19 protein-coding genes are annotated in these 17,710 nt (G+C 71.8%); 8 read left to right on the top strand and 11 right to left on the bottom strand.

All coding sequences use genetic code 11. The features are described 5' to 3' along the window. Positions 1-5: 5 nt before the first annotated feature. A complete protein-coding gene (locus tag SY2F82_RS22635; protein WP_200421099.1) occupies positions 6-338 on the top strand; it encodes a TcmI family type II polyketide cyclase in 333 nt (110 codons plus the stop codon). A gap of 209 nt (positions 339-547) precedes the next feature. Here SY2F82_RS22635 and SY2F82_RS22630 read toward each other — a convergent pair whose 3' ends face one another. The 3 genes from SY2F82_RS22630 to SY2F82_RS22620 all read right to left on the bottom strand — a co-directional run bounded on the left by SY2F82_RS22630 (position 548) and on the right by SY2F82_RS22620 (position 3,667). Beyond that, the gene (locus SY2F82_RS22630; RefSeq protein ID WP_200420976.1) at positions 548-1,576 is read right to left on the bottom strand and encodes a methyltransferase; all 1,029 of its coding nucleotides are present in this window, start codon (positions 1,574-1,576) and stop codon (positions 548-550) included. 46 nt (positions 1,577-1,622) lie between these two features. After that, the gene (locus tag SY2F82_RS22625; RefSeq protein WP_200420975.1) at positions 1,623-2,687 is read right to left on the bottom strand and encodes a nitrous oxide reductase family maturation protein NosD; all 1,065 of its coding nucleotides are present in this window, start codon (positions 2,685-2,687) and stop codon (positions 1,623-1,625) included. Between the two features lie 89 nt (positions 2,688-2,776). Then, complete coding sequence (locus SY2F82_RS22620) at positions 2,777-3,667, bottom strand: aminoglycoside phosphotransferase family protein (RefSeq protein WP_200420974.1); 891 nt, start codon at positions 3,665-3,667, stop codon at positions 2,777-2,779. A gap of 10 nt (positions 3,668-3,677) precedes the next feature. Between SY2F82_RS22620 and SY2F82_RS22615 the strand changes: the two genes are divergently transcribed. The 4 genes from SY2F82_RS22615 (at position 3,678) to SY2F82_RS22600 (ending at position 9,095) form a co-directional block, all read left to right on the top strand. Then, on the top strand, positions 3,678-4,343 hold the full coding sequence (locus SY2F82_RS22615; protein ID WP_200420973.1) for a rhomboid-like protein: 666 nt from the start codon (positions 3,678-3,680) through the stop codon (positions 4,341-4,343). 10 nt (positions 4,344-4,353) lie between these two features. Continuing rightward, positions 4,354-5,760, top strand: coding sequence for an FAD-binding oxidoreductase (locus SY2F82_RS22610; protein ID WP_200420972.1), 1,407 nt, complete (start codon positions 4,354-4,356; stop codon positions 5,758-5,760). Positions 5,761-5,886: 126 nt separating this feature from the next. After that, positions 5,887-8,538 (top strand): glycosyl hydrolase, encoded by a 2,652-nt coding sequence (locus SY2F82_RS22605; RefSeq protein WP_200420971.1) that lies wholly within the window; start codon positions 5,887-5,889, stop codon positions 8,536-8,538. 68 nt (positions 8,539-8,606) lie between these two features. After that, positions 8,607-9,095, top strand: coding sequence for a GNAT family N-acetyltransferase (locus tag SY2F82_RS22600; RefSeq protein WP_200420970.1), 489 nt, complete (start codon positions 8,607-8,609; stop codon positions 9,093-9,095). A 14-nt stretch (positions 9,096-9,109) separates the two neighbouring features. On the opposite strand, the gene SY2F82_RS22595 is transcribed toward SY2F82_RS22600, so the two are convergent. The 3 genes from SY2F82_RS22595 to SY2F82_RS22585 all read right to left on the bottom strand — a co-directional run bounded on the left by SY2F82_RS22595 (position 9,110) and on the right by SY2F82_RS22585 (position 11,056). Then, positions 9,110-9,865, bottom strand: coding sequence for a PP2C family serine/threonine-protein phosphatase (locus SY2F82_RS22595; protein WP_200420969.1), 756 nt, complete (start codon positions 9,863-9,865; stop codon positions 9,110-9,112). A 34-nt stretch (positions 9,866-9,899) separates the two neighbouring features. Then, positions 9,900-10,091, bottom strand: coding sequence for a hypothetical protein (locus SY2F82_RS22590; protein WP_200420968.1), 192 nt, complete (start codon positions 10,089-10,091; stop codon positions 9,900-9,902). Positions 10,092-10,381: 290 nt separating this feature from the next. Next, the gene (locus SY2F82_RS22585; RefSeq protein WP_236041730.1) at positions 10,382-11,056 is read right to left on the bottom strand and encodes a pentapeptide repeat-containing protein; all 675 of its coding nucleotides are present in this window, start codon (positions 11,054-11,056) and stop codon (positions 10,382-10,384) included. 144 nt (positions 11,057-11,200) lie between these two features. Here SY2F82_RS22585 and SY2F82_RS22580 point away from each other — a divergent pair, with 144 nt between their 5' ends. Continuing rightward, complete coding sequence (locus SY2F82_RS22580) at positions 11,201-12,175, top strand: zinc-binding dehydrogenase (RefSeq protein ID WP_200420966.1); 975 nt, start codon at positions 11,201-11,203, stop codon at positions 12,173-12,175. Positions 12,176-12,217: 42 nt separating this feature from the next. On the opposite strand, the gene SY2F82_RS22575 is transcribed toward SY2F82_RS22580, so the two are convergent. The 3 genes from SY2F82_RS22575 to SY2F82_RS22565 all read right to left on the bottom strand — a co-directional run bounded on the left by SY2F82_RS22575 (position 12,218) and on the right by SY2F82_RS22565 (position 13,928). Next, positions 12,218-12,718, bottom strand: coding sequence for a hypothetical protein (locus SY2F82_RS22575; RefSeq protein ID WP_200420965.1), 501 nt, complete (start codon positions 12,716-12,718; stop codon positions 12,218-12,220). A 13-nt stretch (positions 12,719-12,731) separates the two neighbouring features. After that, on the bottom strand, positions 12,732-13,244 hold the full coding sequence (locus tag SY2F82_RS22570; RefSeq protein ID WP_200420964.1) for a GNAT family N-acetyltransferase: 513 nt from the start codon (positions 13,242-13,244) through the stop codon (positions 12,732-12,734). A gap of 108 nt (positions 13,245-13,352) precedes the next feature. Then, positions 13,353-13,928: a TerD family protein gene (locus SY2F82_RS22565; RefSeq protein WP_200420963.1), complete on the bottom strand. Its 576-nt coding sequence runs from the start codon at positions 13,926-13,928 to the stop codon at positions 13,353-13,355. 150 nt (positions 13,929-14,078) lie between these two features. Here SY2F82_RS22565 and arfB point away from each other — a divergent pair, with 150 nt between their 5' ends. Beyond that, positions 14,079-14,525 carry an alternative ribosome rescue aminoacyl-tRNA hydrolase ArfB gene (gene arfB, locus SY2F82_RS22560; RefSeq protein WP_200420962.1) on the top strand — a complete coding sequence of 149 codons (447 nt, stop codon included), beginning with the start codon at positions 14,079-14,081 and terminating at the stop codon, positions 14,523-14,525. 21 nt (positions 14,526-14,546) lie between these two features. On the opposite strand, the gene SY2F82_RS22555 is transcribed toward arfB, so the two are convergent. Together SY2F82_RS22555 and SY2F82_RS22550 are read right to left on the bottom strand one after the other, a co-directional pair. Next, a complete protein-coding gene (locus SY2F82_RS22555; protein WP_200420961.1) occupies positions 14,547-15,017 on the bottom strand; it encodes a GNAT family N-acetyltransferase in 471 nt (156 codons plus the stop codon). A gap of 48 nt (positions 15,018-15,065) precedes the next feature. After that, entirely contained in the window at positions 15,066-15,641 is a 576-nt protein-coding gene (locus SY2F82_RS22550) for a flavin reductase family protein (RefSeq protein WP_200420960.1), read from the bottom strand. A gap of 386 nt (positions 15,642-16,027) precedes the next feature. On the opposite strand from SY2F82_RS22550, the gene cdgB reads away from it, so the two are divergent. Next, positions 16,028-17,707 carry a diguanylate cyclase CdgB gene (gene cdgB / locus SY2F82_RS22545; RefSeq protein WP_200420959.1) on the top strand — a complete coding sequence of 560 codons (1,680 nt, stop codon included), beginning with the start codon at positions 16,028-16,030 and terminating at the stop codon, positions 17,705-17,707. Positions 17,708-17,710: the final 3 nt, after the last annotated feature.

Raw genomic sequence — 17,710 nt, 5'->3', positions numbered from 1 at the left:
TGCTCATGCACCAGGCCCTGATCGTCGCCCGTATGGCCCCCGGATCGGCCCCGGACATCGCCAAGGTGTTCGAGGAATCCGACCGGGGGGAGCTGCCGCATCTCGTCGGGGTCACCCGGCGCACCCTGTGGCAGTTCGGCGACGTCTACATGCATCTGATCGAGGCCGAGCAGGAGCCCGGCCCGGCCATCGCCAAGGTGGCCCAGCACCCGGCCTTCCGGGACGTCAGCGAACGGCTCACGGCGTACGTCAGCGCCTACGACCCGGCCACCTGGCGTTCCCCGAAGGACGCGATGGCGCAGTGCTTCTACCGCTGGGAGCGGGACTCCGCTCGCTGAACCGACCCCGACCCCACCGTCCGAACCATCGGAACCACTCGAACGGCCACCGGTCGCCGGGCCCGCGTGCACCGCGGACCCGGCGACCGGTGGCCTATCGCCTATCGCCTATGGCCTATGGCCTGTGGCCTGTGGCCTGTGGGGGAGGCCCCCGTGGGCCGGTGGCGGTCGTCGTTCAGTGGGGGACGTCGTTCACCGGGGCACGTTGTTCACCGGGGCACGCTGCAGTCGAACGCGTGCAGGTAGGGGTTGACCGGGCGGATGTCGTCGATGATCAGGCCCGCGGCGGCGATCCGGTCCACCATGCTCTTCGTGGTGTGCTTGGCCCCGCCCACGTTGAGGAGCAGCAGCAGGTCCATGGCGGTGGAGAACCGCATCGAGGGGGTGTCGTCGACGAGGTTCTCGATGACGACGACCCGCGCCCCGGGGCCGCCCGCCGTGACGACGTTGTGCAGGCACCGGGCGGTCGAGTCGTCGTCCCACTCGAGGATGTTCTTGATGATGTAGACGTCGGCCTTGACCGGGATGCCCTCGCGGCAGTCGCCGGGCACGATGCGCACCCGGTCGGCGAGGGCGCCGCCCTCCCGCAGCCGCGGGTCGGCGTTCCGCACCACGGGGGGCAGGTCCAGCAGCGTTCCGTGCATCGACGGGTACTTCTCCAGGAGGCTCGCCACCACATGCCCCTGGCCGCCGCCGATGTCGGCGACCGAGGAGCTCCCCGACAGGTCGAGGAGCTCGGCGACGTCCCGCGCCGACTGCCGGCTGGAGGTCGTCATGGCCCGGTTGAAGACGTCGGCCGACTCCGGGGCGTCCTCGTTGAGGTAGGTGAAGAACTCCTTGCCGTACAGGTCCTCGACGACGTTCCGGCCGGTGCGCACCGCCTCGTCCAGCTTCGGCCACGCGTACCACGTCCAGGGTTCGGTGCACCACAGGGTGATGTAGCGCAGGCTGTTCGGGTCGTCCTCGCGCAGCAGCCGGGACATGTCGGTGTGTGCGAACGTCCCGTCCTCGTGCTCGGCGAAGACGCCGTAGCAGGTCAGGGCCCGCAGCAGCCGCCGCAGCGGCCGGGCTTCGGTCTTCACCGCGGCCGCGAGGTCCTCCACGGCCATGGGGCCGTCCCCCAGCGCGTCGGCGACGCCCAGCCGGGCGGCGGCGCGGAGGGCGGCGGCGCACGCCGCCCCGAACGCGAGCTCCCGCAGGCGCATGGAGGGCGGTGGGGCAGGGCTTACGGTCGTCATGTGCTGCCTTTCCTCTCTGGGTCCGCAAGGCGGTGGTGCCGCGGCGTCAGCACAGGCCCGCGGGCTTGGAGGCGCCGCAGGTGTTGCCCTGGAAAGTGTTGCCCTTGCCGGCTTCCCCGCTGACGAGGTCCGCCGGGGCGTTGCGCCGCACCGTGTTGCCGGTGATCTGGTTGCGTTCGTTCGAGGCTCCCACCATGCTCTTGAAGAGCACGATGCCGCCGGAGAGCGGGGACTTGCCCGTGTGGTCCGTGATCGTGTTCCGGGTCACCAGGGTGTTCTCGGCGCCGGTCAGGACGATCCCGGAGCCCTGCAGGGCGGGCAGCCGGGTGGTCTTCGGGCAGGACTTGTTGTTCTGATGGATGACGTTGTCGCTCACCGTCAGGGCGCCGGCCCGCGGCCTGTTCTCGTCCCCGACGACGAAGACCCCCGCGCAGTTGGCGGTGATGTCGTTGCTCATGACGGTGAGGTCCCTCAGGCGGCGGACGGTCACGCCGATCCGGTTGCCCTGGAGATGGTTGCGCGCGATCACCGCGCCCTTGGTGTCCGTGGCCCCGCCCTCGGAGGCGACCGTGTTGGCGAGGAACAGGCCCGCATCGCCGTTGTCGCGGGCGGTGTCGTCCAGGAACACGCCCCGAGTGGAGCGTTCCTGCGCGATGCCCCACACCTTGTTCTTCTCGGCGGTCACGTGCCGGACGGTCAGCCGGTCGGTCCACTTCGACCACAGGCCGCTCTTGGAGAAGCCGGTCAGGGCGAGGGAGGCGATGGTGGTGTCCGTGACGGGGTGCCCCTGCGTCCCCTCGACGCAGATCCCGTTGCCGGCCTTCGCGCAGGCGTTTGAGGCCGCTTTGTCGGCCGGTGCGATGACGGTGCTCCGGCCCATGCCGCGCAGGGTCAGCCCGGAGGTGGTCACCCGAACGCTCTCCCGGTAGGTGCCGGCGGCGAGGAGGATGGTGTCTCCCGGTTTGGCGGCGTCCACCGCCTTCTGGATCGAGTCACCCGGACGCACCGTGCGGGTGCCGGGCGTCGCGGGAAGGGAGTCGGCGGTGGCGCCGCACCCCGACGCGACGAGCGCGGCGGCACACGCGAGGTAGGCGAGATGGCGTTTCGTCATATTCGGTACGCTATGACCGGATAAGCCGTCGAATGCCGGATCGTCCATCCGGGGGCGTGTCTCGGCCCGCCGCGTCCTCGGGCGGTGCGTCAGCCGCGCAGAGTCCGTCCGATCTCCAGCCGGCCCGACTCCGGCGGCCTGTCGTCCTCGATGTCCCACAGGCAGTTCTGCAGCACCCGGCCCAGCGTCCAGGCCCGCGCCCGCTCCCGGTCCAGGCTCAGCGCGTCCGTCAGGGCGTCGAAGCGCCACCGGGTCTCCCCGGGGTCGTAGCGGTTGCGGATCGCCGGGAGCAGGTCGAAGCCGGGGTCGCCGGCCAGCGGCTTGGGGTCGATGGCCAGCCAGGGGGCGCGGTCGGCGGCCAGGACGTTGTCGTAGTGCAGGTCCCAGTGCAGCAGGCGGTCGCCCGGTTCGGACGCGACCTCCCGCAGGGCGGCCGCGCAGTCCGCGACCAGGCGACGGTCCGCCGGATCCGGTATCCGCTCGAGCGCCCGGGGGACCCGCTCCAGCATCGCCCGCGCGATGTCGGCCAGCCGGCGCATCCCCTCCGGTGCCGGGACGGTGGTCAGGCGGGCCAGCAGCTCCGCGATGACGAGGACCGCCTCACGTGCGTCCGGCACATGGGCCAGGGTGCGGGTCTCGTCCAGTCGTTCGAGCAACAGCGTGCAGGTCGGCTCGTCGTGCTCCAGCAGGCGTACGGCTCCCTCCCCGTCCCAGGCGCTCAGTGCCAGGGGCTCGCCCTCGTTCTCCTCGTCCCGGAGCTGGAGCTTGAGCACTGCCGAAGCACCGTCGGTGCGGGTCACCGGCAGCACCAGCGCGGTCACCCCGTACATCGCGGGCCCGTCCACCCGCAGCCCCCACCGCTCCAGGAACTCCTCGACCCGCCGGGGCAGCTCCGCGACGAACGCGCGCCCCGCCTCCCGGTTGAATTTCTCCTGAGAAGCGACCAGCTCGCCAGGCACCTCGATCACCCTCCCGACCATACTGGCCTGTGTGGACGGGGTCAGGCGGTTGCGGCGCGGCCTCGGGGCGGCGGCGGCCTACATACGCAGCGCCCCGGGGACGTACGTGTGGCTGCTGGTCCTGTTCTTCACCACGATCGCGCTGCACCACATGTCGCCGCACTTCGAGGAGCGCTTCCTGCGGCATCGGTCCACCAACATCCACCAGCTGTCCCAGGACCCGCTGCGCGTGTTCATCACCTCCGCGATGTGGATCGACGGCGGACACTGGCTGCCGTACGCCGCGCTCTACACGGTCTTCCACGCGCAGGCGGAGCGCTGGCTGGGCACCGCCCGCTGGCTGGCCGTCTGCGCCGCCGCGCACGTGCTCGCCACGCTCGTCAGCGAGGGCGCGCTGCTACAGGCGATAAAGGACGGGATGGCCCCGCACTCGGCGGTCAACACGCTCGACTTCGGGGTCAGTTACGCGCTCGCCGGGGTGGTCGGCGTGCTCACCTACCGGCTCGCGGCGCCCTGGAGCTATGCGTATCTGACCGTCGTCCTCCTGGTGTACGCCCTCCCCCTGACCGCGATCCCCACCTTCACGGATTTCGGGCATTTCATCTCGGTGCTGATCGGTCTGGCCTGCTATCCGCTGACCCGTGGCTGCGGAAGACCATGGAATCCGAAGGAGACACTGGTCGCTCTCAGGAGTTAACGTCCCGCGCATGAACAGTGCGGTGAATGGCGTCGTCAACGGCGGCGTCTCCTTCTGGTACGCCGACGACGGCCTCCCCGAGCCCCGGGAACCCCTCGCCGGGGACGCGTCCGCCGACGTGGTGATCGTCGGCGGTGGCTACACCGGCCTGTGGACCGCCTACTACCTGAAGAAGGCGGCGCCCTTCCTGCGGATCATGGTCCTGGAGCAGAGGTTCTGCGGCTACGGCGCCTCCGGCCGCAACGGCGGCTGGCTCTACAACGGCATCGCGGGCCGCGACCGGTACGCGAGGCTGCACGGCCACGAGGCCGCCGTACGCCTGCAGAGGGCGATGAACGACACGGTCGCCGAGGTCGTCCGCGTCACCGAGGAGGAGGGCATCGACGCGGACGTGCACGCCGGCGGTGTCCTGGAGGTCGCGTACACGCCCGCGCAACTGGCCCGGCTCAAGGCCTTCCACGAGCAGGAGCTGTCGTACGGCGAGAAGGACCGCGAGCTGTACGGCGCCCGGCAGACCGCCGAGCGGATCAGGGTCGCGGACGCGGTCGGCTCGACCTGGACCCCGCACGGGGCGCGGCTGCACCCGGTGAAGCTGGTCAAGGGCCTCGCGGCGGCCGTCGAGGCGCTCGGCGTGACGGTCCACGAGCACACCCCGGTCACCGAGATCCGCCCCAAGCACGCCGTGACGCCCTACGGCACGGTCCGCGCCCCGTACGTCCTGCGCTGCACGGAGGGCTTCACCGCCTCCCTGAAGGGGCAGCGGCGCACCTGGCTCCCCATGAACTCCTCCATGATCGCGACCGAGCCGCTCACCGACGCGCAGTGGGAGCGGATCGGCTGGGAGGGGCGCGAGACGCTGGGCGACATGGCGCACGCGTACATGTACGCCCAGCGCACCGCCGACGGCAGGATCGCGCTCGGCGGCCGCGGCGTCCCGTACCGCTTCGGCTCCCGCACGGACAACGACGGCCGCACCCAGCCCGCCACCGTCGAGGCGCTGTACGACATCCTGGTCCGCTTCTTCCCGTCGCTGGCCGGGATCAGGGTGACCCACGCCTGGTCGGGGGTGCTGGGCGTGCCGCGCGACTGGTGTGCCACGGTCACCCTGGACCGCTCCACGGGCCTCGGCTGGGCGGGCGGCTACGTCGGCTCGGGCGTCGCCACCACCAACCTCGCCGCCCGCACGCTCCGCGACCTCGTCCAGCAGGACTCGGGCCAGGCGGGCCCGACGGAGCTGACGGCGCTGCCGTGGGTGAACCACCGGGTGCGCAAGTGGGAGCCGGAACCGCTGCGCTGGCTGGGCGTGCACGGCATGTACGCCACCTACCGCACGGCGGACCGGCGCGAACGGACGGCGCCCGGCATCGAGTCGTCACGGCTGGCACAACTGGCCGACCGGGTCGCGGGACGCCACTGACGCACCCCTCACAAATCTTTACGCTCTGATTGCCCGTAAGCGCTTCTCCCTCAACTCCTGTCTCCCCAAAGCTGTGGGCAGCTTGTGTCATGTACGCCACGGCTCTTAGGGGAGGGCACGTTTTTGATGGCAGGCAACGGGTTGCGCAGAAGACGGGCATGGGCGGCGGTGTTCGCCGTGTCCGCCGCGCTGGGTCTGACGGTCACACAGGCCCAGGCGGCACCAGGTGGCCATACGGACCCCTTCGGGGTGCGGGCACTTCGGAAACAGGCCCTTGTGAATCAGCACAAGGGCCTGTCGCCGTTCGCGAAGACGGAGGACCCCGGGGACCCCGGGGGCGACGAGGACGAGGCCGGGAACATCGCCGAGCAGGCGGACCAGTACGCGGAGGCCCGCACCTCGCCGGGCATCGTGGCGCCGGGCGCCTACGGGGCCGCGTACGACGAGCTCAGCGGTCTGCGGCACACGCACAGCAAGTGGAGCGAGCTGACGCGGCTGCCGTACGACTCGGACGACCCGCGCTACCGGGACACCAACTCCAACTCCAGCGGCGGCGCCGGGCGGGTCACGGGGCGCGTGACGGGGCTCGCGGCCGACAACCACGGGTATGTGTACGCCGGTTCGGCCAACGGCGGCGTCTTCCGCTCCCGCACGGGCGGCGGGCACTGGCAGAACATCTCCGACGGCCTGCCCGCCCTCTCCACCGGCGACCTCCAGCTCGACGGCCGCGGACGGCTGTGGTACGCGACCGGTGAGGCCAACACCAGCGCGACCTCGTTCCTCGGCACGGGGGTCTACGTGCTCGACGACCCGCGCAAGGGGAAGTTCAGCACCCGTGACCGGGTCGGCGGGGACGAGCTGGAGTCCACCTCGATCAACGCGCTGCGGTTCGGCGGGGACAAGGTGTGGGCGGCCACCACGCGCGGGGTGTGGAGCCACTCCACGAAGTCCCTGAAGGGCCCCTGGAAGCTGGAGTTCGCCCCCAACCCCGACTATCTGCCGGGCGGTTCCGAGGCGAGCGACCCCGACGCGGCGTACAAGAACATCACCAGTGACATCGCCATCGACCCCAAGGACCCGAACAAGGTCGTCCTCGCGGTCGGCTGGCGCGGCGGCGACGCCTACAACGGCTTCTACGCCAAGGGACCGCGCGGCTGGCAGCGGCTGACCGGGCTCGGGGACCTGCCGAGCGACAGTGACGACGTGGGCAACGTGACCTTCGCGCGCAGCGCCGACGGCTCCCGCTACTACGCCGTCGACCAGTCGCCGGCGATGACCAGCTCCAACCCCGACAGCGGGCTCGCCGGCATCTTCGTCTCCAAGTCCGGCTCTCCGACCGGGCCGTGGACGAAGATCGCCGACTACACGCAGCTGCGCGACTCCGGCTCGGCGCTCACCGGTGCCGGGTACCAGCCGGGTATCCAGGCCTGGTACGACCAGTTCCTCACCGTCGACCCGAAGAACCCCGACCACGTCTACGCGGGTCTGGAGGAGGTCTTCGAGACCAAGGACGGCGGCAAGAGCTGGACCGTGCCGGGACCGTACTGGAACTTCGGCTTCCCCTGCTGGTCCATCGATCCCGCCAAGCAGAGCGGTGACTGCCCCTCCACCGTGCACGCCGACCAGCACGCGGTGGCGATCGGCAGCGACGGCGGCGCACCGTACCTGGTGGTCGGCGACGACGGCGGCGCGTTCCGCAGGCCGCTGAACGGCTCGGCGAACGCCTCGGGCCACGGCACCGACTGGACGTCCCTGAACGACGGCACGATGGACGCGCTGCAGTACTACTCGGTCGGCGTGGGCATCGACCAGGCCGCGCGCGGGCTCGACGTCAGCGGCGGTCTGCAGGACAACGGCCAGTCGATCCTGCGGCCCGGCGACCGGGTGATGGGCTCCAACTTCGGCGGTGACGGCGGCGACACGATCGTCGACCCGGCCAACGGGTGCAACGTCGCCTCCGAGTACGTGTACCTGGCGGTCGCCGTCACGCAGAACTGCGCGGTGAACGACGGCGGTTGGGTCACCGACCCGTCGAAGGCGACCACCTACTCCGTGGCCCCGCCCGACAGCGCCACCGGCGAGGCCCGCTTCATCGCCCCGCTGAACTCCGACATCAAGGACGCGAACACCTGGGTCGCGGGCGGCCGCCACGTGTGGATCAACACCAAGGGCTGGGCGATCCGCAGCGGCAGCGAGTGGGTCAACGCCTTCGACCTCGGCGCGGGCCACACCGCCACCGCCGTCGCCTCCTCCGGCGGCAAGGTGTACGCCGCCTGGTGCGGCCCCTGCAACAACGAGGGCTTCACCCGGGGCATCGCGGTCGGCAACGCGGACGGCACCGGCTGGCACCAGCTGAACCTGCCGGTCGACGGGACGGTCCCCAACCGCTACCTCGCGGGCCTCGCCATCGACCCGGCGGACTCCAGCCACGTCCTCCTGGCGGTCAACGGGTTCTCCCGCAAGTGGACGGAGGGGCCGGGCGCCGGTGTCGGCCACCTGTTCGAGACCCGGGACGGCGGCGCGACCTGGAAGGACATTTCGGGGAACCTGCCGGACGTGCCCGCCAACACGGTCGTGCTGCTGAAGAACGGCACTGTGGCGATCGGCACCGACCTCGGCGTCCTGGTCCGCCCGGCGGGTGCGTCCAGCTGGAAGGTGGCGGGCACCAACCTGCCCACGACGGCGGTCCTCCAGCTCCGCACGGGCCCCGACGGACGGCTCTACGCGGCCACCCACGGGCGCGGCATCTGGGCGATCGACGTACGACGTCTGCGCTGAGCCGTCGGTGACGGCGGGATGGGGCCGGGCCTTGATGGGCCCGGCCCCACCTGTGTTTGACTGCCCGCATGATCCGCACCGCGACTCCCGACGACATCCCCGTCATCCACACCCTGATCCGTGAACTCGCCGCCTACGAGAAGGCGGCCGAAGAGGCACGGGCGACGCCGGAGCAGCTGGGCGAGGCACTGTTCGGCGCCCGGCCGGCGGCCTTCGCGCATGTCGCGGAGGACGACGGGGGAGAGGTCGTCGGGTTCGCGCTGTGGTTCCTGAACTTCTCCACGTGGCGGGGCGTGCACGGCATCTACCTGGAGGACCTGTACGTCCGCCCGGAGGCCCGCGGCGCCGGCCACGGCAAGGCGCTTCTCACGGAACTGGCCCGCATCTGCGTGGAGCGCGGCTACGAGCGTCTGGAGTGGTCGGTGCTGAACTGGAACCGCCCGTCGATCGACTTCTACGAGGCCCTGGGCGCCCGCCCGCAGGACGAGTGGACGGTGTACCGGCTGACGGACGGGGCGCTGGCGGAACTGGGGCGGTCGGCGGCGCGCCGGGGCTAGGGAGCCCGCCCCCTCTAGTCGTCGGCGACGCGGACGAGCGCGAGGGTGATGTTGTCGGGTCCGCCCGCGCCGATGGCGGCCTTCCACAGTTCGAAGGCGGCGCGTCCGTCGTCGTGCTCCCGCAGCACCGCGTCGATCGTGTCCTCCGGCACCGGATCCGTGAGGCCGTCGGTGCAGACGAGATAGCGGTCACCCGGTGACAACGGCGTGGCCGTCACATGCGCCACGACGGCCCGGTAGTGCGGGGAGCCGCCGAGGCACTGCGTGACCAGCGAGGTGGTGCGCTGCCCCGGCGCCAGGGGCGGGCTGTCGTCCACGCTCACCTGCCGCAGTCCGCTCGGTGGCGCGGCGAAGACCCTGCTGTCCCCCACGTTGAAGACCAGCAGCTCCTTGGGCAGCACGACGGCCCCCGCGACGGTGGTGCCCATCATCGCAAGGCCGCGATCGTCGTCCTCGCCGCCCTCGGCGGCCGTGTAGACGGCCCGGTTGCAGGAGTCCACGGCGCCCCGGACGGCGTCCTCACTGCCCAGCGCCGGCCCGAGGGCCGCGAACCGCCGTGCCACCAGCGCGCTGGCCACCTCGCCCCCGGGGTGCCCGCCGAGTCCGTCGGCCACGGCGACCACCAGGGGCGTCCCCAGGGGGAAGACCAGCGTCTGCGGGTTCTCGGTGACGGTGGCACACAGCGTCCAGGGCCCGGCGACGAGACTGTCCTCGTTCTTGTCCCGCAGCAGCCCCGGGTGGCTGAGCGCGCTGACAGCGACATACGACACCGAAGGCCACCGCCGATCATCGGATCACCCGTGGTCAGGGGCGATTCGACCCCTGCTCGTCCGCGCTCCGCTCGCCCTCCGCCTGGGACGGCTCCGTGCGCGGGACGTCCGGGTGCTGCTCCATGGCGCTGCGCTCGCCCGGCTCGTCGCGCTCGCCCTCGGCCTGCGAGGGGGTGTGCGAGTAGAGCCAGGTGTCGTAATCCGAGGCTCCGGATGACTTCTTCATGGCGGGCCTCCCTCGTCGCTCCACCTCCATGGTCCACCCACGCGACCGCCGTGGCGAGACGAGGGGCGGCGCACGTCCCCGCCGGGGGCACGGCCCAGCTCCGCTTCGAGGGCCGTGGCCGCCGCAGACACCCCCGGGCGACGGCGCCGTGCCGCTCGCCGCCCGTGCCGGTCCGCGGCCTTCCGGTCCGCCGCCCGTGCCGCTCGCCGCCCGTGCCGGTCCGCCGCCCGTGCGCTAGCCGCCCGTGCCGGTCCGCGGCCTTCCAGTGCGCCGCCCGTGCCGGGTGGTCGTCAGTCCGCCTCCGCCACCCGCAGCCCCAGCGCCGCCGCCAGCACCGGCGCGAGATCCAGCAGCTGCGCATGGCTGATCACCGCGCCGGACAGGCGGTCCACTCCGCGCGCGACGTCCAGCTCCGCCGCGCGGCGCAGGTCCACGTCCACCAGGGTCGCCGCCGTCAGGTCGGCTCCCTTCAGCACGCAGTCCACGAACTCCACCCGCTCCAGCCGGGCGCCCCCGAAGTCGGGCTCGATGAGGACACAGCCCTCGAAGACGACGTCCTTCAGCCGTGCCTTGCGCAGGTTCAGGTAGTCGATCTTGCCGCCGCGTACCAGCACCCGCTCCAGCACCGCCCCGTGCAGCTGCGTCCCGCCGAGCCGGGCGTCCACCAGCTCCACATCGCGCAGGGTCGCCTCCGCGAGGTCCGTGCCCACGCCCCGTATGCCCGTGAGGACCGAGTCCAGCACGCGCGCGTGGTGGAGCCCCGTCCCGTCCAGCGCGCACCCCGTCAGCGCGCAGTCCATGAACCGGGCGCCCCCGCCGTCCTGCTCCGCGAGGTCCGCGTCCCGGAACTCCAGCCCGTCGTAGTCCCCGTCCGGCACCACCTCCCCGTCCGACCACGCCACCAGCTCGGGCAGCCGGACCTCCGGCCGCCGCGCTGCCTTCACCACCCGCGCCTTCCGCACCATGCCCCCATGCTGCATCCCGCCACTGACAATCGCCCCGGCCTGCGAAGTCGCCCTTGACCTCAAGCGCGCTTGAGCTTGAAGGGTGGGCCTTGCGAGAGCAGCACCACATAAGACGGCAAAGACGCACGGACGAGGAGCCCGCCCATGCACGCGATCCGGCTGCACGCCTTCGGCCCCGCCGAGAACCTCACCCTCGAGAAGGTCGAGGACCCCGAGCCGGGCCCCGGCCAGGTGCGTGTCGCCGTCGCCGCGGCGGGCGTGCACCTGCTGGACACCGCGCTCCGCGAGGGCGAGACCGGTCCCGCGCCCGGGCCGGCCCCACTGCCCACGATCCCCGGCCGCGAGGTCGCCGGCACCGTCGAGTCCCTCGGCGAGGGCGTCGACGCCCGCTGGCTCGGCCGCCGGGTCGTCGCCCACCTCGGCTTCGTGCCGGGAGGCTACGCCGAACTCGCCGTCACGGACGTCGCCCGGCTGCACGAGATACCGGCGAACCTGGACGAGGCGCAGGCCGTCGCCATGATCGGCACGGGCCGTACGGCGATGGGCATCCTGCAGTTCGCCGACCTCGGCCCCGGCTCCGTGGCCCTCGTCCCGGCCGCCGCGGGCGGCATCGGCACCCTCCTCGTGCAGTACGCCCGGCACACGGGCGCCACCGTGATCGGGCTCGCGGGCGGTCCGGAGAAGGTCGCGCGGGTGCGGGAGAACGGCGCGGACCTCGCCGTCGACTACACGGACCCCGCCTGGGCGGACCGACTCGCGGAGTATCGCGGCAGGGTCACCGTGGTCTTCGACGGCGTCGGCGGCGCGGTGGCCCGGACCGCCGTGGGACTGCTCGCGCCGGGCGGGCGGCACCTCGTGTTCGGTTGGTCCGCCGAGGGCATCCGGGACGGCCGGCCGTATCTGGTCGAGGGTGTCTCCGAGCAGGTCCTCGGTCCCGCGATGCTGCGGAGGGCGGGCGGTCCGGACCCCTTGCGCACCCTGGAGGAGCGGGCCCTCGCCGAGGCCGCGGCCGGCCGCCTGGTCCCGGCCGTCCAGCGCTTCCCGCTCGCCGAGGCGGCCGCGGCCCACCGGGCCCTTGAGACGCGGGGCACGGTCGGCAAGGTGGTGCTGGAGCCGTGAGGAGCGGACCCCGCACCCGGCGACGGCCTTGCGGGCTCCCGGTCAGGCGACCCGGGGAAAGCGGGCCTGCAGCGTCCAGATCGCCGGGTTCTCGCCGAGGTCCTCGTGCAGGTCGGTCAGGTCGGCGATCAGGTCCTGCAGGAAGTCGCGGGCCTCGCGGCGCAGTTCCGCGTGGGGGAACGTCAGTGGGGGCTCGGCCGGCGGCAGCCACTCCGCCTCGATGTCCACCCAGCCGAAACGGCGCTCGAACAGCAGGCGGTCGGTCGACTCGGTGAAGTCCAACTCCGCGCGCTGCGGCCGGGCGGCGCGGCTGCCGAGCGGGTCCCGGTCGAGGCGCTCGACGATGTCGCACAGCGCCCACGCGAAGTCGAGCACCGGCACCCATCCCCAGGCTGTGGACAGCTCCCGGTCCGCCTCGGTGTCGGCGAGATAGACGTCACCGCAGAACAGGTCGTGCCGCAGGGCGCGGACGTCCGCGCGGCGGTAGTCGGTCTGCGGGGGGTCGGGGAAGCGGTTGGAGAGGGCGTAGCCGATGTCGAGCACGGGGGCGATGGTGTCACAGGGCCTTGCGCAGCACCGCGCACGGGCGGCCCCGGTCACGGTCCGGGCGGCGGTCGACGACCTCGTAGCCGAGGGCCGTCCAGAAGGCGAGGCCGGCGGGGTTGTTCTCGAGCACGGCCAGGCGCACGGCGGTGCGGCCGGCGGCGCGGAAGCGGTCCTCCACCAGGGACGCCAGCAGTCGCCCGTGCCCGTGCCGCTGCATCGCCGCGTCCACCATCAGCAGGCCGATCCACGGGTCCGGGTCGGCCGGGTCGGGGTGGTGGGCCAGCGTGACGACGATCCCGACGAGCCGCCCGAAACTGCGGGCGAGCAGGACCTCCACGTCAGGGTGCGCCAACTCGTCGGCCAGCGCGGCCGCCACCTGCTCCGGGCGGATGTCGTCCGGGTCGGGGAAATCGCCGCTCAGTGCGTGGAACTCCCGGTTGGAGGCGTAGAGCCCGGTGAGTTCGGTCAGCAGCTCACCCGGAAGGTCGTGGTCGGGGGCGGGGGAGAGGGGCTCGAGGATCACCCTCGCAACGTATCGCGGACAGTCCCGCGCGGGTCCGTGGGAGGCCGGGCACCACGCCGGAGCCCCGGCCTCCCGGACCGGGGCCCCGATGAGGAGACAGGGGCTCCGTCAGACGTTCACGCCGAAGTCCTGGGCGATGCCCACCAGGCCCGACGCGTAGCCCTGGCCGACCGCGCGGAACTTCCACTCCGCGCCGTTGCGGTACAGCTCGCCGAAGACCATGGCCGTCTCCGTGGCCGCGTCCTCCGACAGGTCGTAGCGGGCGATCTCCTGGCCGCCGGCCTGGTTGACGATGCGGATGTAGGCGTTGCGCACCTGGCCGAAGTTCTGCGAGCGGGACTCCGCGTCGTAGATGGAGACCGGGAAGACGATCTTGTCGATGCCGGCCGGGAGCGCCGCCAGGTTGACGTTGATCGCCTCGTCGTCGCCCGCGCCCTCGCCCGTGCGGTTGTCACCCGTGTGGACGATCGAGTTGTCCGGGGTCTGCTTGTTGTTGAAGAAGACGAAGTGCTGGTCCGAGTAGACCTTCCCCTGGGCGTTGACCGCGATCGCGGACGCGTCGAGGTCGAAGTCCGTGCCGGTGGTGGTGCGGACGTCCCAGCCGAGGCCCACGGTGACGGCGGTCAGGCCCGGAGCCTCCTTGGTGAGCGAGACGTTGCCACCCTTGGACAGGCTTACAGCCATTGTTGGGAGTCCCTTCCCTCGTTGCGTGTGCGGATGAAGCTACCGCCACCTCTAGCAACGCCAAGGGGGGTACTCCCGGTTCCGGGTTCCTTTACCTTTTTTACCTGCCGCCGGAAATCGAGATGACGCGGACCGGGCGGAACGGGGAACATGGACGGCATGTCCGGTCCTTACGTCATACGCGGCTCCGTCTCGCTCCCCGAGGCCGAGCTGATGTGGCGTTTCTCGCGGTCGTCGGGGCCCGGCGGACAGCACGTCAACACGAGTGACTCGCAGGTCGAGCTGCGCTTCGACCTGGCGAACACCGAGGCTCTTCCCCAGGTGTGGAAGGAGCGCGCCCTGGAGCGCCTGGCGCCCCGCCTGGTCGACGGGGTCGTCAGCGTCCGCTCCTCCGAGCACCGCTCCCAGTGGCGCAACCGCGAGGCCGCCGCGGTACGCCTGGCGGCGCTGCTGGCGGAGGCGACCGCGCCCCCGCCCAAGCCCCGCAGGCCGACCCGGATCCCACGGGGGATCAACGAGCGGCGACTGCGCGAGAAGAAGCAGCGCTCTGAGACGAAACGCGGCCGGTCCGGCCGGTCCGCTCGTGACTGGACGTAGACGGACAGCCCGACCGGCGGGTCAGGTCAGTTCCAGGACGCCCACGGTCTGGTCCCCGCTCGTCTCCCCGTTCTTGTGGAACCCCAACCCAAGGTAGAAGTTCTCCGGACCGTCCGGACCGGGATGCCAGGTGACGTACAGTCGCGTGCCGCCCCGACGCCGGATCTCGGCGGCGACCGACTCGACGGCGAAGCGGCCGTACCCGCGGCCCTGCTCCCCGGCGGCGATGTTCAGCCGCCACAGGCCCGAGCGCCGGACGCTGCCGTCCTCGTACCAGTCGATGTCGAAGAAGGCCATGAGAAAGCCGACGGGCCTGCCGTCGTCCACGATGAGGCGCGGCCAGGCGACACCGGGGTGCACGTACGCCTCGGCGAGGGACTTCACGACCGGCGCGACCGCGTGTTCCTGCCCGGGCCGGACGCGGATGCCGAGCGCGGCGTCGAGGTTTTCGGCGGTGATTTCTTCGAGGCGCGGGGCGGAAGCAGTCGTCACCCGCGCACCGTAGGCCGGAAAGCCCCCGGGGGGGCCACGGATTTCCGCTCACCCCAAGTGCCGGTACCGCCCCCGGAAATACATCAGCGGTCCGCCCTCCGCACTCGGCACCCGGGCCGTGAGCACCCTGCCGATCACCAGCGTGTGGTCGCCCGCCTGCACCCGCTGTTCCGTGCGGCACTCCAGGGTCGCCAGGGCGCCGCCGACCAGCGGTGCGCCGGAGGCCTCGCCGCGGACGTACGGGATGTCCTCGAACAGCAGACGGTCGCTGACGCGGCCCTTCATCGCGAAGCGTCCCGCGATGTGCCGCTGGCTCTCCGAGAGGACGGAGACCGCCCACAGCGGCTGCTCGGCGAGCAGGTCGTCCATGCGGGCGCCCTCGCGCAGGCTCACCAGCACCAGGGGCGGATCCAGGGACACCGACATGAAGGCGGTCGCCGTCATGCCGACGTCCTCGCCCTTCGGCCCCTCGGGATCCAGCGCCGGCTCGTGCGAGGTCACCAGGACCACGCCCGCGGCCAGCCGGGACAGGGCGGCGCGGAACTCGTCGTTGCTCACCCCCTCAGGATGCCCGGAGGAGGGCGGCACGGCGGACACGGACGGGACAGCGGAAGTCTTGAGCACGTCAAAACGCTAGTCTCCGCTTCCGGCCGCCCACATCGGGCCTGCGCCCGAATCGCGGCCTAGGACCAGCGACGGACGTCGTCGGACGTCGTAGGATCACAAGCTCTGCACAGAGGGCCCGCATCGAGTCTGGAAGCATTCCGCGGAAACACGGGAAAAATGCGGAACCTCTCCGTAATTGTTCACCTTTGGCTGTGACTTGAGTCACAGGAAGCGTATTTTGTTGACCCTGTGTACCTAGTGGGCAGCGCGCTGTGATTCAGTGGCGGAGACGCTGCACGATGCTACCCGTGGAGTACGCCCAGTAGCGTGCCGTGGAAGACCGGGAGAACGGTAGTACGCCGACGCGTCCCTGGAGTTGCTGCGATATCTCGAGGGGAGGGCGAATGGAGACCGAGTCCGAGCCGTATGTCCGTCTCGCGACCCTGCGGCAGCTGCACCAGGTGATGGCGGACATGAACACCGCCCGCAGCCTGGCGGACACGCTGCAGACGGTGGCCGACGGCATCGTGAACGGCCTCGGCTACGAGTTGGCGGCCGTCAACCTCGTACGCCCGGACGGTGACCTCGTCGTCGCCGCACTCGCAGGGAACTCCGCAGCGGAGGCGCTGATCACCGGCCGCGTCGGCTCCCGCGCCTCCTGGGAGCGGCGCCTCAGCATGGGCGAGGCGTGGGGCACCCTGCGGTTCATACCGCACACGGAGGGCTGGATCCTCGACGAGGACGACGTGCCCCAGTGGTACACCGACGGTCCCGAGCCCCGCTTCGAGGACGAGTGGCACCCCTCCGACCGCCTCTTCGCGCCCATGTACACGCCGGGTGTCCAGGGCAGCTCCTGCGGTGAACTCCTCGGCGTCATCTCCGTGGACCGGCCGCGCAACGGTCGGCGGCCCGGCGCCTGGGGGCGCGAGGCCCTCCAGATGTACGCCTTCCACGCCGCCATCGCCATCAGCAACGCCCGTCTGCGGGCCAACATGCAGCGGGCCCTGGTCCGCCTGGAGCGGGAGCAGCAGGCGCTGCGCGCGAGCGAGGAGTCCTTCCGGCAGGCGTTCGAGTACGCCCCCTCGGGGATGGCCATCGCCGAGATGGGCGGCGACCAGCACGGCCGGATCCTGCGCACCAACGACGCGCTGTGCCGCCTGCTCGGCAGGCCCGCCTCCGCGATGCGCCGCTACTCGTTCTCCGACCTCGTCCACCCCGAGGACATCGGCACCCTGCTGCGCACCTCCGCCGAGGGCGGGCGGGCCGAACTGCGGCTCGGGCGCCGGGACGGCACCTATGTGTGGGTGTCCCTGCGCAACTCCGTCGTCGCCGACGCCGCCGACGGGCCGCGCTTCCTGCTCACCCACGTCGAGGACATCGAGGAGCGCAAGCGCCGCGAGCTGCAGCTCGCCCACCGCGCCTCGCACGACTCGCTCACCGGGCTGCCCAACTCGGCGGAACTGCGCGCCCGTCTGTCCGCCCGCCTGTGCCGGCGCCCGCAGTCGCTGCCGCCGAGCGCGACGGACTCCCTGGTCGCCGCGTTCGGCGACGGGTTCCGGATCGACCACCCGGCCGCCCACGACAGCGGCGGCCACGCCTTCGACTTCCATGCCGGGCCGGGGCCTTACGACGCCTTCGACCACCATGTGCACACCGTCGCCCCGGACAGTGACACCGACGACGGCACCAAGGGCCTCGCGGTGCTCTTCTGCGACCTCGACGGCTTCAAGTCCATCAACGACCGGTTCGGGCACAACGCGGGCGACGCCGTCCTCATCGAGGTCGCCCGGCGGCTCAGCCGCGGGGTGCGGGACGGGGACACGGTGGCCCGGCTCGGCGGTGACGAGTTCGTCGTGCTGGCCGACGGGCTCGGCAAGGCCGACGCCCAGGACCTCGCGGTCCGTCTGCGCAACGAGATCATCCAGCCGATCCGGGTCGACGGCCGCGCCATGCGCGTCGGCGCGAGTTTCGGCATCGGCTGGGCACACTGCGGCATGACGGCGGACGAAGTGCTGAAATCGGCAGACGAGCGGATGTACGTAGAGAAACGGTCTCGTCCCAAACAGCACAGGCGTGCGGGGTAAACC

The sequence above is a fragment of the Streptomyces sp. Y2F8-2 genome, from assembly GCF_014905555.1.
Classification (GTDB): domain Bacteria; phylum Actinomycetota; class Actinomycetes; order Streptomycetales; family Streptomycetaceae; genus Streptomyces; species Streptomyces cynarae.
Note: the sequence above shows the minus strand (reverse complement) of the source record. Positions and strands in the feature narration are given on the sequence as shown.